Origin of the sequence: Nostoc sp., from assembly GCF_036917455.1 — a bacterium.
Lineage (GTDB): Bacteria > Cyanobacteriota > Cyanobacteriia > Cyanobacteriales > Nostocaceae > Nostoc.
In genome coordinates this window covers 1-13759 of sequence record NZ_JBALDK010000211.1, presented here as the reverse complement: position 1 = coordinate 13759, position 13759 = coordinate 1, and the positions used below count along the sequence as shown (strand labels likewise).

At 42.2% G+C, this 13759-nt stretch carries 17 protein-coding genes; 8 read left to right on the top strand and 9 right to left on the bottom strand.

Annotated elements, in window-relative coordinates:
* Window positions 1-10 precede the first annotated feature (10 nt).
* Together cobQ and V7K42_RS22680 are read right to left on the bottom strand one after the other, a co-directional pair.
* Window positions 11-1489, bottom strand: coding sequence for a cobyric acid synthase CobQ (cobQ, locus tag V7K42_RS22685; RefSeq protein WP_334919551.1), 1479 nt, complete (start codon window positions 1487-1489; stop codon window positions 11-13).
* Window positions 1490-1808: 319 nt separating this feature from the next.
* Complete coding sequence (locus V7K42_RS22680; protein ID WP_334919550.1) at window positions 1809-2213, bottom strand: Npun_F0494 family protein; 405 nt, start codon at window positions 2211-2213, stop codon at window positions 1809-1811.
* A 194-nt stretch (window positions 2214-2407) separates the two neighbouring features.
* Here V7K42_RS22680 and V7K42_RS22675 point away from each other — a divergent pair, with 194 nt between their 5' ends.
* A complete protein-coding gene (locus V7K42_RS22675; RefSeq protein ID WP_094330226.1) occupies window positions 2408-2845 on the top strand; it encodes a peroxiredoxin in 438 nt (145 codons plus the stop codon).
* A gap of 195 nt (window positions 2846-3040) precedes the next feature.
* On the opposite strand, the gene V7K42_RS22670 is transcribed toward V7K42_RS22675, so the two are convergent.
* The 5 genes from V7K42_RS22670 to V7K42_RS22650 form a co-directional block, all read right to left on the bottom strand.
* Window positions 3041-3436, bottom strand: a complete 396-nt coding sequence (locus V7K42_RS22670) for a hypothetical protein (protein WP_334919549.1) — start codon at window positions 3434-3436, stop codon at window positions 3041-3043.
* 33 nt (window positions 3437-3469) lie between these two features.
* Window positions 3470-4360, bottom strand: coding sequence for an ABC transporter permease (locus V7K42_RS22665; protein ID WP_334919548.1), 891 nt, complete (start codon window positions 4358-4360; stop codon window positions 3470-3472).
* A gap of 112 nt (window positions 4361-4472) precedes the next feature.
* Window positions 4473-5492 (bottom strand): ABC transporter ATP-binding protein, encoded by a 1020-nt coding sequence (locus V7K42_RS22660; RefSeq protein WP_334919547.1) that lies wholly within the window; start codon window positions 5490-5492, stop codon window positions 4473-4475.
* Window positions 5493-5627: 135 nt separating this feature from the next.
* Window positions 5628-6602: a choice-of-anchor A family protein gene (locus tag V7K42_RS22655; protein WP_334919546.1), complete on the bottom strand. Its 975-nt coding sequence runs from the start codon at window positions 6600-6602 to the stop codon at window positions 5628-5630.
* 193 nt (window positions 6603-6795) lie between these two features.
* Complete coding sequence (locus tag V7K42_RS22650) at window positions 6796-8283, bottom strand: aminotransferase class I/II-fold pyridoxal phosphate-dependent enzyme (protein ID WP_334919545.1); 1488 nt, start codon at window positions 8281-8283, stop codon at window positions 6796-6798.
* Between the two features lie 110 nt (window positions 8284-8393).
* Here V7K42_RS22650 and V7K42_RS22645 point away from each other — a divergent pair, with 110 nt between their 5' ends.
* Window positions 8394-9101 carry a M15 family metallopeptidase gene (locus V7K42_RS22645; protein WP_334919544.1) on the top strand — a complete coding sequence of 236 codons (708 nt, stop codon included), beginning with the start codon at window positions 8394-8396 and terminating at the stop codon, window positions 9099-9101.
* A 51-nt stretch (window positions 9102-9152) separates the two neighbouring features.
* On the opposite strand, the gene V7K42_RS22640 is transcribed toward V7K42_RS22645, so the two are convergent.
* Window positions 9153-9626 carry a TspO/MBR family protein gene (locus V7K42_RS22640; RefSeq protein ID WP_334919543.1) on the bottom strand — a complete coding sequence of 158 codons (474 nt, stop codon included), beginning with the start codon at window positions 9624-9626 and terminating at the stop codon, window positions 9153-9155.
* 91 nt (window positions 9627-9717) lie between these two features.
* The gene (locus tag V7K42_RS22635; protein ID WP_094342219.1) at window positions 9718-10191 is read right to left on the bottom strand and encodes a TspO/MBR family protein; all 474 of its coding nucleotides are present in this window, start codon (window positions 10189-10191) and stop codon (window positions 9718-9720) included.
* Between the two features lie 439 nt (window positions 10192-10630).
* Between V7K42_RS22635 and V7K42_RS22630 the strand changes: the two genes are divergently transcribed.
* From V7K42_RS22630 to V7K42_RS28990, 6 genes are all read left to right on the top strand, one after another.
* Window positions 10631-11242 (top strand): BRO-N domain-containing protein, encoded by a 612-nt coding sequence (locus V7K42_RS22630; RefSeq protein ID WP_334919542.1) that lies wholly within the window; start codon window positions 10631-10633, stop codon window positions 11240-11242.
* A 201-nt stretch (window positions 11243-11443) separates the two neighbouring features.
* A complete protein-coding gene (locus V7K42_RS22625) occupies window positions 11444-11668 on the top strand; it encodes a hypothetical protein (protein WP_334919541.1) in 225 nt (74 codons plus the stop codon).
* A 273-nt stretch (window positions 11669-11941) separates the two neighbouring features.
* Complete coding sequence (locus tag V7K42_RS22620) at window positions 11942-12532, top strand: hypothetical protein (protein ID WP_334919540.1); 591 nt, start codon at window positions 11942-11944, stop codon at window positions 12530-12532.
* Between the two features lie 67 nt (window positions 12533-12599).
* The gene (locus V7K42_RS22615; protein WP_334919539.1) at window positions 12600-12911 is read left to right on the top strand and encodes a hypothetical protein; all 312 of its coding nucleotides are present in this window, start codon (window positions 12600-12602) and stop codon (window positions 12909-12911) included.
* A 79-nt stretch (window positions 12912-12990) separates the two neighbouring features.
* Window positions 12991-13590 (top strand): hypothetical protein, encoded by a 600-nt coding sequence (locus tag V7K42_RS22610; RefSeq protein ID WP_334919538.1) that lies wholly within the window; start codon window positions 12991-12993, stop codon window positions 13588-13590.
* Between the two features lie 39 nt (window positions 13591-13629).
* Complete coding sequence (locus tag V7K42_RS28990; protein ID WP_442938618.1) at window positions 13630-13716, top strand: Rho termination factor N-terminal domain-containing protein; 87 nt, start codon at window positions 13630-13632, stop codon at window positions 13714-13716.
* Window positions 13717-13759 lie beyond the last annotated feature (43 nt).

The window sequence follows — 13759 nt, the reverse complement described above, 5'->3', positions numbered from 1 at the left end:
AGAGCCTAGCTTAAGACAAAAATGGAGTTAAGTCTAAATGGTTCTCGACTTCAGTGGCTAAAGAATCCAAAATCTGCTCTCGCTGTTCCCGATAGTTAGCAACACCGGTGGGCAAAGATTTTAAACCACGCTGTTGACGGAGGCGATTTAACCAAGCACGTCGCCAAGGGCCATTGTCAAAAAGCCCGTGGAGGTAACTTCCCCACACTGATTGACAACTATCTACTAATCCTAAATTAATATCGTCAAATAGGGCATGGTAAGATTGAGGATCTATTCCTTGCTGTTCGATGCGCGATCGCCCTTGGTGAATTTCAAAGCCATTTACTGGCAAGCCTTGTTGCGGATAATTCGAGCTAACTTGGCGCTGGCGGGCAATTTTTTGTCCGGTAATTACAGTTCTAATTGGTAAAAGGTTTAACCCCTGAAATCTGCCAGCTTGCCCTTCTATCCCTTCTGGATCGGCAATGATTTGACCGAGCATTTGATAGCCACCGCAGATACCTAAAACAGTACCCCCAGAAGCCGCATAGTTTTGAATAGCTTCTGCCATACCGCTTTTTTGCAGCAGTAGTAAATCAGCAATTGTGGTCTTTGTACCTGGAATAATTACGGCATCAGGATGTCCTAAATCTTGCTTGGGACTAAGGTATTTTACTGAAACTGTGCTTTCTGATTCTAATGGATCAAAGTCGGTGAAATTGGCAATTCTGGGTAAGCGGATGACGGCAATATTGAGGTCAGCTTGGGCTTTATGCGATTCACGTTCTAGTAAATCAAGGGAGTCTTCTGCGGGAAACACTTCTTGCAAGTAGGGTATCACACCAACAACAGGAATACCCGTCCGTTCTTCCAGCCATTTTATTCCTGGATCTAGGAGCGATCGCTGTCCTCTAAATTTGTTAATGACTACACCTTTAATTAGGGCGCGTTCATCTGGTTCCAATAACTCTAAGGTTCCTACCACATGGGCAAAAGCACCACCGCGATCAATGTCAACTACTAACATCGTTGGCGCATTCAAATATTTTGCCACCCGCATATTAGTTAAATCCCGGTGCTTGAGGTTAATCTCTGCTGGGCTACCGGCACCTTCACAAACCACCATGTCAAATTCTGTTCCTAAATGCTGTAGCGATTCTTCAATTGTCTTCCACCCCAGGTCAAAATATTGCTCGTAGTAATCTGAGGCACTCACCTTACCTACAGACCTGCCTTTGATAATTACTTGGGAAGTCATATCCCCTTGAGGTTTGAGTAAGATTGGGTTCATTTCTACCCAAGGCACGACTCCCGCAGCCCAAGCTTGCACTGCTTGAGCATAACCAATTTCTCCACCATTGGAAGTGACATAAGCATTTAAAGCCATATTCTGACCTTTAAAGGGAGCCACCCGCCATCCACGCCGCGACAGAATGCGACAAATAGCTGTAGTTAAAAGTGATTTCCCTGCATGAGATGTTGTCCCCACCACCATAATTGATTTCATAGTTGCTATTTATTAGTTAATTTTTCAAGATACTTGGGAATTGAGAATTGGGAATTGGGCATGGGGCATTGGGGTAAGAGAGAAGGGGAGAATGAATTACCTCTTTCTCTGAGAAAGTAAGCGAATTTTACCCAAAACATACAACATAAGAGGTAAAAGGAGAATGAATTACTTCTTTCTCCTTTGCTGCCCCATGCCCCATGCCTAATTCCCAATGCCCAATGGCTCACCACATTGTAAAGACTTCATGAACAGATGTGATGTTTCCGTATATATTATTCCCTTTGATTGCGTAATCCTAACTCTTTGGTTTTTTCTTCTAAAAGGGTATCCGCAACCAACGAATCACAGCATCGAATAAACGATCGCGCCATGAAGGTGTCCGCCAGTTTTTTCCCTGGTATTGTTCCACTAACTGACGACCCAAGGGAGTGAGGCGAAAACTATCTGTAATCCCCTGACCATCGACTTCTCGCCGCAATACACCCACTTGAATCAGCCAACCCAAGGCGTTATCACAGGCTAATTCTGATAAAGGGCGCTTAGTATAGCCTTGCTTGAGTCCATTGTCTAAGGCGATCGCAGTTAATGAAACACTCTGGTGTCCCATAACTTCAAATAAAGATAGATTGAAGGGCGAACACACTAGCGATCGCTCGGCTCTTTCTACTGTGCTTTGAGGATAGACAAAAATATTTGGGTTTTGGGAATCAGCAGCAGCCATTGTGTAGGGGTATAAATTTTTCTTCTAAGAAAGATTAATTCAAGAATATATTTTTTCTTGTATCAAATACCTCATTTAACCAAAATTAGTTACCTAAAGTATAGTTATGCTATTTTTTAGTAATTATATTTAATCATTATAAATTAATGTAAAATTTCAAGTGCATCAACAATCTGAAACAGGAAAAGTTAATTATGCCTCTAGCAGTTGGTACGGATGCACCTGCATTTACCGCCAAAGATACAAACGGCAACACAGTCTCGTTATCTGACTTTGCTGGTAAGACCGTTGTTTTGTATTTTTACCCCAAAGATGACACGCCAGGCTGCACCAAACAAGCCTGTAGTTTTCGGGATGCCCAATCTAAATATCAAGGTAAAGATGTTGTAGTGTTGGGAGTCAGTGCTGATGATGAGGTTTCTCATCAAGCATTCACCCAAAAATATAATTTGAATTTTCCCCTACTGGCTGATTCCGACAAATCCCTCATCACAGCTTTCGATGTGGATGGCGGCGGTTATGCCAAACGCGTCACCTATGTAATTGACCCCAACGGCAAAATTACCCATGTTGACACTGCTGTAAATACTACTACCCATGCTGGCGATATTTTAGCTGCACTTGGACTGTAGTTTTTTACCCTGATAACGAAAGACTTTTTAAATAGTTTCAACCCCAAGCCTTAATAGTCTGTCAAGTTTAAATTGATGGGTAAACAAGTTTGTAGTAAGGGCTTTAGTCCTTATTTTCTAAGCATTAAAGTGCTTACTATAAACCCACAAAACTAGCTGACAAAGTATTAGAGGCTTGGGGTTCTTTGTTTGATTTCAGTTACCTGACGGTAATGGCAGCGTAAACGATGGCTGTGTAACCGATGGCGAAGCGGGGATTGCTTGTTGTGGTTGACCTCCTTGTTGAATTCGTTTTTGTTGACTTGCTTTAAAGGCTGCTGCGGCTGAGTCTAATTGTTCGTTTTTTTGGTTAGAATCCCAGTTGAGAGTCCCGAAATTCGCCCGATGAATCAGGTCAAACATATTGAAATTGTCTGAGTTTGAGCGGGCGAAGGGATCGGTATTTTGGTCTGTTGTACTATTGCTGGGAAAAGCATCCGTTGGGCTACTGATTTGAGCCGAACTGGGTTGAGCCATGAGCAAGGAAGCAAAGCTGATTCCTGCCACAGTAGCTACAAAGAGTCTAGCAATTTGTAAAAATGGTTTTTTCATGGGATTTTGACCCTAAAATTTCTCTATTTTATCTTAAGCAAGAGTCCGACGCAGTTGGGGTTGAATGCTCAATAAGGCGACAAGGGCAAAGCCAAACAACACCAGCAATGCTCCCCCAAAGGTAACATCACCCCAAGGAGCTTGCATTACGATGCTACCTAATCCCCAACTATTGTGGAGATACAGATAACGAATGGGTTCGATCGCATAGCTGAGAGGATTCAGGGTAGCCACAACCTGTAACCACTGAGGCATGAAGGATAAAGGAGCCAAAGCAGTACTAGCAAATAATAATGGTAGGTTGGTGACAAAAATCACTGCAATCAATTCAATGTGTCCCGGTAGGGCGAAAGCTAAACCGAGAGAGATGGCTGTTACACCCAAAGCTAAGAGCAAGACAATGAGAGCGATCGCACTTAAACCAGCTGCATCAGGTAGTCCAGCGCCCAAGAGTGCCGCCGCCGCTACAATCACAGCCGCTTGCAGCAAACTTTGGCTGATGATGAAGATTGCTGAAGCGAAGACTATGGAAAACCGCGATGCTAACGGTGCTACCAGCAAACGATTTAAAAAGCCAAATTCACGGTCAAACATTACAGGTAAACCAGCATTCAGCGCCCCGGCAAAGGCTGTAAATACAATAATGCCGGCAGCTAAAAATTGCCCGTAATTGGTTGTTGTGTTGCCAAATATACCCTTGGGAGCATTTTGGAACAAAGCACCAAACAGTATCAACCACATGACTGGCTGAATAATTCCGGCAACCAAAGTTGAGGGACGGCGTTGCAACTGAATAAACAAGCGACGAGTTAAAGCCAACGTCTCTTGTACCAATTCAGCGAAAAAGTTAGGTGCAGGATTAACATCTGCTTGTGGCAATGTTATCGGCTGCCAATTGATATCAGTTTTAGGAGTAACGCTCATAATTTTGGAATTTGGAATTTGGAATTTGGAATTTGGAATTGGGGATTGGGGATTGAGAATTGGGTATGGATTATTCTCTAGTCCCCAGTCCCCAGTCCCCAATCCCCAGTCCCTATCTCATAAGCTGCTTTTTCTCAGCTTTAGGATCGCGGGTGGCAACGGCTGCGAGTTCTGCATCCATTAGGGTGCGTCCTGTAGCGGCGAGGTAAACGTCATCAAGGCTGGGGCGAGATTGGGCAATGCCAAATATGGGCAAGCCAGCAGTATTTAGCGCTTGCTGTATGTTAATAAGAACATCGTTTTGAGGTGTCACCACTAAGTTGAGGGAATTACCTTGAGCGCTGTTGATGATGGCTTCTTGCACAAAGGGTAAAGTTTGCAAGAGGTTTTTGGCAATTTCTGCTTCCTCAATGGGGGAAAACTCCCGGATTCGCAAGGTGATGCGATCGCCTCCTACTTGATCTTTTAGTTGTGAAGGTGTGCCAGAGGCAATTACCACGCCGCGATCTATAATTGCCACGCGATCGGCTAAAGCGTCAATCTCTTCTAAATAATGGCTGGTAATTACTACCGTTGTCCCAGAGGCACGTAATTTCCGTAGGAATTCCCAAACCACAAAGCGCGTCTCTATATCAAGCCCCACAGTTGGCTCATCCAATACCAGAACATCTGGTGCATGGAGCAATCCAGCAGCCAAGTCTAGGCGCTTGCGTAAACCTCCAGAATAGGTTCCTGTCTTTTTATTGGCGTATTCTTGCAAACCGAGTAAATCTAATACTGTCTCAATGCGCTGTTTGGCTACTGCGCGTGGAAGGTGATAAAGTGCTGCTTGCAATTGCAGCAGTTCTTTTCCAGTTAGTACCTTATCTATAGCTACTTCCTGAGCAACATAGCCTAGTCGTTGTCTTGCCACTCTGGGATTATCCAACACAGAGATGCCAGATACTTCGATAATGCCTGCATCCGGTGTGGTCAGCGTACATAAGGCACGCAAGGTTGTAGTTTTCCCAGCACCGTTGGGGCCAAGTAAACCAAAGATTTCACCTGACTCTACTTGAAAAGAAACATCCTGAACGGCAACCACTGTACCGTAACGTTTTTGCAGATTCTGAATTAAAACGGCGGGAGCCATGACAGCTTTTCCCCAACTATACAAATCTCAATAAAGTCTATCTTTATTGTAGAAGGTAGGGAGCAAGGAAATAGCGCATGAGCGAAAATATCTAAACAAGTTCGCGTCATGCGCTATGCTACCAAAAATTTCTGATTATTTTAGGCAAATTTCTCGATCGCGTCTGTTGCGAAATAAACCAAATACTACAGCAATTAATCCTAAAGCTGGAAGATTTGCCGGTTCTGGAACCTGAGTATGGGTAGGAGGCTTAGTGTAGTACTTAGTTGGGACATCTGGCAAATCGCCATTAAACAGATAGTTGTGAGATTCACCATTTCCTTTCAAAGAAGCTACTACCACGTTGCCGTTAACTTGACCATTATCAAAATTGAAATTAGCTAAAGGAGCAAGAATACTGCCTAGTATGCTAATTCCACTAGCATTTATGTTTGTCGCTTCATAGAAGTTGTAAATCACCTTTTGTTTATCTGTGCCAAGGATATTAAACCCAAAGTTTTTTAGGGACACATCCTTACCACTGATATTGACAACAATAGTCGAATTTGTATCGCCCTTAATTTCAAAATAGTTTGTCTTGGATACATCTGAGCCAGCAAGATTAAAAACATTGAAAGCAGTACCACTGCCACTAAGGTTAATACCACCCCAAGATTGAACTGTTGTTTTACCAGTAGGAGTTAAGGTTGCCAAATATTGAGATAGTCCTCGCAATTCTTTCCCCGCTTCATTGAAGTTGATGGGGTTAGCTTTGGTAAGAGTTCCTTGGGGAAATCCCACATTGCTAGACACATTGGCGCTGCCTCCATATACAGCGTTACCGTGGTAAACTTGACCGTTGCTCAGAGTTAAGTTTTGTCCAGCTACTACTACGTTGCCGCTATTGCCAGAAAGTCTGCTTCCAAGTCCGCCAACGAAATTAACGTTACCGCCAGCAGCAAGTTTTCCTTCAATATCTGTATATTTTTGAGTGATATCTCCCAAAACAAACACATTGTAATCAGACGCAGCGCCTAACTCAACTGCATTCGCTCTTATTGAGAAACCTAGCGCTAGAGTGACTACAATCGGAGTTGCTACTCCCCAAACATAATAGGTTTTTGATTTCATCTTTTGATTTATTAGTCATCAATACGATCCTATGGGTATAAATTAAAGATGACATTAATCTGCTAGCTATTTTCATAGAAGTTTCATAGCTGTATAATTACTGTGTATTTCTGCTTAAGTTTGTTTTTCTCCGCATATTTACTGTTGACGTATGGATTAAATTTTTATCAACAATAATTTAGGAGTTAGAAGGTTATTTTACAACTTTCAAAGTTTGGAAGTTAGTGTCATTGCAACCACTGATAAATCCCCCCATTCTTTGGATTTGTTGTAGGTAATTAAGTACGGGGTTGGTGATGACTTCTCCTGGCATTAACACAGGAATTCCTGGGGGATAAGGACAGACGATTTCAGCACAGATGCGATCGCTTGTTTGTGCTAAAGGCAATGTTTCACTGACGGCAAAAAAGGCTTCACGGGGAGAAAAATGTAAAGCATGAGCCTGTGTAGTTAAAAGATTTTGCCCATTAGGATTGGTAAGAGTCAAGTTGTTTCGGCGATATTCTTTGGCAAGAGTGGTAAAACTTTGTATTAATTGCTCAATATCGGCTGTAGTGTTGCCCAAACTAATGATAAAGGTGAGGTGTTGCAGCGATGCGAATTCAGCAGTGACAGCAAATTTTTCATCTAGAATTTCCTCTGCTTCAAATCCGGTTAAGCCTAAACCAGAAACAGTTACTGTTAATCGCGTTTCGTCTAAAGTCACAAAGCCGGAAGATCCCCCCAACCCCCCTTGATAAGGGGGGCTAAGAATTTGTAAGATAGATAATCTGGGAATTTGACTGATTTTTGTTCTCGCTTCATTGGCAAGTTGCAATGTGCGAGACATCAGCATTTTTCCGTGGAGTGCCATTTGCTGACGCGCTGCATCTAAGGAAGCTAAAAGTAAATAACTAGGACTGGTAGATTGTACGAGTTGCAAAGCTTTACTGATGCGATCGCAATCTATCCTGTCACCTTGGATATGCAGCATCGATGCTTGTGTCATCGCACCAAGTACTTTGTGGATTGATTGTACAGTTAAATCAGCACCTGCGGCTAAAGCTGGAGTGGGTAATTCGGGATGAAAGGCAAAGTGTGCGCCGTGCGCCTCATCTACAAGTAAAGGGATATTGTATTGATGGGTGATATTGGCGATCGCCCTCAAATCTCCACAAACACCGTAATATGTTGGGTAAACTGTCAACACTGCTTTAGCGTCGGGATGTTGTTGGAGTGCAGATTCTACAGCATTGGGCGTGATGCTGTGGGCAATATCTAAAACTGGATCGTATTCGGGATTGAGAAAAATTGGGATTGCACCAGAGAGAATTAAACCAGCGATCGCAGAAGAATGGACATTACGAGGCAGAATGATTTTATCGCCCATGCCACAAGTAGCGAGAATTGCCGCTTCAATCCCACAGGTAGAACCGTTGACAAGGAACCATGTTTGCGAAGCGCCAAATACCTCAGCCGCCAGTTGTTGCGCTGCTTGAATAACTCCTTGGGGTGCAAACAAATTATCTAAATCTGCTAGTTCTGTTAAATCAGCGCGAAAGATTTTTGTACCAAGTAAATCAGCCAAAGGTTGAGCAATACCCGTACCTCGCTTATGCCCTGGCGTGTAAAAGGGAGCGTGAGAGCGGTCAGCACAAGCTTTTAAAGCATCTAATAAGGGTGTTTCGTTTTGATTGAGCATTATTTGGAAAAATAAACCGCTGAGGCGCAAAGGACACAGAGGAAGAAGAGATTTGTTACGCAGAATGCTATGCTTGCGTTAAAATCCGTAAGTTCTGTGTGGCTGACTAGATGAGACCTTATCATCAAATCCCGATCTTTGAGTCTGGTGAACCCCTAATTAAGATTCCTCTAGAATTATTTGCAGTGGAATCTCCTCATCCTTATGAAAAACTAGGTGCGCCTTATGGCAAACACTCTCCTTATTATCTCCGTCAAAGCGTTATTGAAAATTTGAGCCAAGCGCAAAATTATCTTGATTTGCTGCATCCTAACTGGCATATCCAAATTTTTGATGCTTATCGCCCGATCGCAGTCCAGCAGTTTATGGTAGATTACAGCTTCACTCAAGCAGTGCAAGATAGGGGATTAACTGACGTGGAATTATCCCCAAGCCAACGCCAAGAGGTTTGGGAAGCGGTTTATGCAATTTGGGCTACACCAAGTTTGGATGAAAAAACTCCGCCTCCCCATAGTACAGGTGCGGCAGTGGATGTGACGCTAGTAGATGATACTGGGCAAATAGTAAATATGGGTTCACCCATTGATGAAATGTCAGAGCGATCGCATCCCGATTATTATGCCAATAGCGATCGCCCAGAAGCACAACAGTATCATGCTCACCGTCAGTTGTTGCGAGATGTAATGTTAAAAGTCGGCTTTCAACGCAATCCTAGAGAGTGGTGGCATTTTTCTGTTGGCGATCAAATGTGGGCTTGGCTGAATAATCAATCCAATCCAGCCAATCCTGTCACAGCAAGGTATGGGCGTATTGCATAGATGCGTTAAAGAGGCAGAAGAATTTTAGATTATTCAATCCAAAATCTAAAACTAGGCATCTTGAGGATTTAACTCTTTTAACTCTTCAGTGGTGTAAGTACCAATAGGAGTCCAAACTAAATAGGGAAGGAGTAACAGCGCCGCCATTGGAGAAATCGGTAAAATGCAGATTGCGAGGACAACGCCTGAAATCAAACTGATTAGCCCAAGAATTTCTCCAGCTTTGAGACTGCGAAACCTCAGCATTATAGGTATATAGGCGACAGTGATAATTTCCACCAAGACGTACAAAGCCATTATTAACCAAGTAATTAGGCTTCCGGGATTTTTTTGCCAGACTATATAAGCTGAAGCCGCACCGCAAACAAAAATCACAGTCCATATCAGGGGAATCAGCGGCTCAAAAACTAGCCAGTGAGGGCGACTTAAACGTGCAAACCATTTAACATCACGCGGCGTAATCAAGAAACTACTAAGGGCAATGAAGAAAGTCACAGCCCCAATTATTATCCAAGATGGAATCATATTGACATCCAAATTTTGTGTATTTTGTCAAGTCATACACTGCAAGTTTGACAATTTAGGGCATAAGTTGAATCATTCCTTGGTACGAATCTTAGACATCTTGAGGATTGAGACTAGCCATCTGCCAAGTGGTATAAGTACCGATGGGACTCCAGAGCAAATAAGGAACTAATAGCAATGCTGCCCAACCAGAAAAACCTAAAACTGCAAGTATCAATAAAGCACTAATGATAAAACCTGTGCCACCGAGAATTGTACCCACTTTCAGACTGCGAAGCCGAAACATTACAGGTGTATAGGCAATGGTCACAATTTCTAACAGCAAGTATAAACCCATGATTAACCAAGTTGAGTTGCTTCCTGGATCTTTTTCCCAGACAATATAAGCCGACCAAGCACCGCAAATAAATATTACAGTCCAGATAATGGGAATTGCACCCTCAAAAGTTAGCCATCTCGGTCGTTGTAAGCGCTTGAACCATTGGCGATCGCTAGGTGTAATCACGTTAGCGGCTAAAGCAACCAAGAAAGCCACGCCGCCAATCACCATCCAAGATTTAATCATGCCCGTTAGTCCTTTACAAGCGCTATCTATCGCTTAATATCACTCTTTATAGTGTGATGAAAACGACGCAATGCCAATACTTTCAGCATTATTACAGTGAAAAATGCTCACTTAATGCTCATTTTTGCTGTTTTAAGTGTTTAAGCATTTATAACTGGTATAAAACCATACTCAACATAAATGCTCAACCAATGCTCAAAGCAAACAAGTTGATTGTACTATCGTTCGATCTAAGCGCGTCATTAAGATACTGTTTACTTTTCTCATTGAAACTTAAAACTTACACCTTACCGTAAAAAGTAGGGTGTTTTCTTATGGGTGAATGAATGATAAGGATAGATTATTGCAGTTTTGGCGATTGCGCGGATTTTGCTTATCATTACACGACCTCAGTATGTCGGTAAACTGCTGGCAATACACGTACATAGGATGAAACACAATGTCTAACTTATCTGTTTTTAACTTTGAATCACACGACATACGTTTTGTGGGCACTGCTGACAATCCTTGGTGGATAGCGAGTGATGTCTGCAAAGCGATAGGACTAACAAATACAAGTCAATCGATGGAGCGTCTTATTGACTCAGAGAAAGGGTATATAGAAGTAGATACCCTTGGAGGGAAGCAAAAATTATTGGCAGTTAACGAATCTGGCTTGTATGGTTTAATATTTGCTAGCCGTAAAGAAAGTGCAGTTAGGTTTAGGGTTTACATCACATCAGAAGTTATCCCAGCTATTCGTAAAACAGGCACTTATAGCACTCCCACGACTACTGCCAAGCAACCTACTTCACTAACGCTTGTCGATACTTCAAAGCTTATTGCACTCACTGATAGGGAGTTAGAACTACAGGCTGTTATAAAGCAGTATGAGTCACTTATCAATACTACAAAAGCTGAGTTGCAGAGCATTAGAACAGAGAAAGTAGCGATAGCGAAGGCTTTTGCGCTTGCTCACCCTGACGTAGTGTCCCACGCACTTAAATGTAGTGAAATATTGGGTGCTTATGGTGACGGCAATAAGTACTTTTCTAATCCTTTAAAGAAGTAAGGGTATACCCTTCTACAGAAGTGTCACTTTAAGTGACAAAAAAAGTGACAGATTTTTTGACATAAAAAGTGACAGTTTTTTAGAAGGGTATCACTCCCTGTTGCTTCAAGGTAATATCCCAGTAACAATATAGAAATATCCCATATGGTAGTTGTTTGGGATAGTGAACTATAATCATAGGTATATACTGAGGTAAAAAATATGGGCAAAGAAGTGACCGAACCACGTATAAACATTAGAGTTGACAACGCCATAAAGGAAGCCTTCTTGCAGAAAGTAGAAGCTGAGGGTAAGACTATGACGGTTGTAGTAACAGAACTGATTGAGCAATATCTTGGGCGAGGCGTGCGTTCAAGCGAACTAACCGAGTTACGCCAAAGACTAGAAGTGGTAGAGCGTACGCTATCGGGGGAATGCAACGCCTGAGAGACGAAAATCATTCTCTCAGGCAATTAATAGAAAACACTAAGAATATGCTCAAATAAACCCTTCTGGCATCAGTTGGGTTTTTCTTTTGCCTATCTCTTGACACCCGGGATATTCATGGGATAGTCTTGGAACATCAAAAGCAAACAACACCGCTCAAAGGGTGAAGGACACCAGTAGCGACGTTGTTTGTGGCGGTAGGGAAGAACGAGGGACGTTGAACTATTGCTATCGATAACAAGTAAACAACACACAAATCATCAGGTAAATCAAATGGAACGTCAATCAGTATCTGCAAAAGTGTCTGAACAATCTGCTTCATTTTTGACTAACGAAGTAATCAACTATCTTCAAAAACGCTTAACCGTTCAACAGTTTGTTGGTCGCTGTGAGTCACTACTCAAAAGACCTGTAACTGTTGAAGAGTTTTTAGCAATTGCGGAACTGACTGCTAGTTATGGTTATGAGGTTGACGTAGATGCTGTGTGTTCTGAGATAGAACGGAAAAAACAGATATCTTTGCTTAGATCAGATTTAAAGATGTTGTTTACCGAAACTACTCCATTAACCGTACACAGCACTGCCAAAAATAAAGCAAATAGTGTTTTGCAGATAGTTCTCACAAGCTATGTAAAAGATGAATTACCAGCGATCGCAGCAAGTCATCGCTGCAATAAGTATGTATCCCCAGAGTCAAAACGAATTGATGTAGAAATATCGCAGAAAGATTTAATCGAGCGGCTTGAACACCGTTTAGGATTCTCGATATCTCGACGTGATATGGATGAAATAACAGTACTTATGTCCAATTTCGGCTATACCTACCAACGAGTAGGCGACGCAATGGGATTTGTGAAGGGATAAGTTCACGCATCGTTAGACGGCGTTTTTCTCACTCACGTAACACAACTACGCTAGGAGCTACATTATTATGACCACTAATCAACTTACAGTCTATCCATCCATCGTATCAATTCCTGCTCCACTACATAAATTAGGGCAACAAGTTAAATGGGATGCGACTGATGACGTAGATGCTGTCCTAGGTGATTCATTTGTGGGAATAATCACAGAACTGAATTATCGTATTGATTGTGACGCTAGTAACTGGCAATACACTATGGCTATAACGATTGCTAAGAGGAACAGTGTCCTAGTTGACTTCTACACAGGTGACTATTGCTTTGATATTGATGAGCATCTTTTGACTGTTTGTACTAAGTGGGAAGGTTTGGAATTTTAGTAGAGTATCAACAAAGCAGATACTTCAACAACAGGTTCTAACATCACTTCAATACACACGAACCTAATAATAGAAACAAATGACAGATTTAACTTTTGACCAATCACTTGCACTATCTCTGTATCAGTCCCAAGAACAATTCCCGGTAGACCTTGATGAAGCTTGGAAATGGCTAGGATATTCTAGGAAAGATAGTTGTCTTGAAATGATAGAACGTGTACTAGAGGAAGGTTTGGACTTTTCCAGGACTTGCCGGAAAAGTACTGGGGGGAGACCTAAGCAAGATGTAATGTTGAGCATTGAAGGATTTAAATCACTTGGCATGTTCTCTCAGACGGAGCAAGGTAAGGTAATTCGCAAGTACTTCTTAGAGTGCGAACGCATTGCTAAAGCTGCTACTCCAAAAGCCCAACATCACGTGCTACCACCCGTTAGCACTGTTGAGATAGACGCTCTGATATCACGAGAATCTGCCATCAAAGACAGACTTAAAGCACTTGAAACGGAAGTGCAAGTACTACGCACAGAATTGCAATCTAACAAGCAACAACAGGCGAAAATAGCAAAAGCCTTCATACAAGAACACCGTAACGTGGTGGAATACAGTGTTAAATGCAGCGAAATAGTAGACGCTTATGCACAGCAAAACAAGTATTTCCCTAATCCTTTGAATAAGTAAGATACATCATTCTATGCAAGCAGCAAGAACTCAAAAAAAATAGCCACAGACCTCAAGATTAAGGGCTATGGCAGCATGAGCAAGTCTCAGCTAATTAATGCAATAACTGCTGTTAAGACTTCCTAGCCTCAAGCTTTGTAAGCCTTTCACCCATAGTATCAATTCTGTC

Coding starts and splice junctions, on each gene's coding strand:
- cobQ (WP_334919551.1), bottom strand. CDS start 1,489: ATGAAATCAATTATGGTGGTGGGGACAACATCTCATGCAGGGAAATCA.
- V7K42_RS22680 (WP_334919550.1), bottom strand. CDS start 2,213: ATGGCTGCTGCTGATTCCCAAAACCCAAATATTTTTGTCTATCCTCAA.
- V7K42_RS22675 (WP_094330226.1), top strand. CDS start 2,408: ATGCCTCTAGCAGTTGGTACGGATGCACCTGCATTTACCGCCAAAGAT.
- V7K42_RS22670 (WP_334919549.1), bottom strand. CDS start 3,436: ATGAAAAAACCATTTTTACAAATTGCTAGACTCTTTGTAGCTACTGTG.
- V7K42_RS22665 (WP_334919548.1), bottom strand. CDS start 4,360: ATGAGCGTTACTCCTAAAACTGATATCAATTGGCAGCCGATAACATTG.
- V7K42_RS22660 (WP_334919547.1), bottom strand. CDS start 5,492: ATGGCTCCCGCCGTTTTAATTCAGAATCTGCAAAAACGTTACGGTACA.
- V7K42_RS22655 (WP_334919546.1), bottom strand. CDS start 6,602: ATGAAATCAAAAACCTATTATGTTTGGGGAGTAGCAACTCCGATTGTA.
- V7K42_RS22650 (WP_334919545.1), bottom strand. CDS start 8,283: ATGCTCAATCAAAACGAAACACCCTTATTAGATGCTTTAAAAGCTTGT.
- V7K42_RS22645 (WP_334919544.1), top strand. CDS start 8,394: ATGAGACCTTATCATCAAATCCCGATCTTTGAGTCTGGTGAACCCCTA.
- V7K42_RS22640 (WP_334919543.1), bottom strand. CDS start 9,626: ATGATTCCATCTTGGATAATAATTGGGGCTGTGACTTTCTTCATTGCC.
- V7K42_RS22635 (WP_094342219.1), bottom strand. CDS start 10,191: ATGATTAAATCTTGGATGGTGATTGGCGGCGTGGCTTTCTTGGTTGCT.
- V7K42_RS22630 (WP_334919542.1), top strand. CDS start 10,631: ATGTCTAACTTATCTGTTTTTAACTTTGAATCACACGACATACGTTTT.
- V7K42_RS22625 (WP_334919541.1), top strand. CDS start 11,444: ATGGGCAAAGAAGTGACCGAACCACGTATAAACATTAGAGTTGACAAC.
- V7K42_RS22620 (WP_334919540.1), top strand. CDS start 11,942: ATGGAACGTCAATCAGTATCTGCAAAAGTGTCTGAACAATCTGCTTCA.
- V7K42_RS22615 (WP_334919539.1), top strand. CDS start 12,600: ATGACCACTAATCAACTTACAGTCTATCCATCCATCGTATCAATTCCT.
- V7K42_RS22610 (WP_334919538.1), top strand. CDS start 12,991: ATGACAGATTTAACTTTTGACCAATCACTTGCACTATCTCTGTATCAG.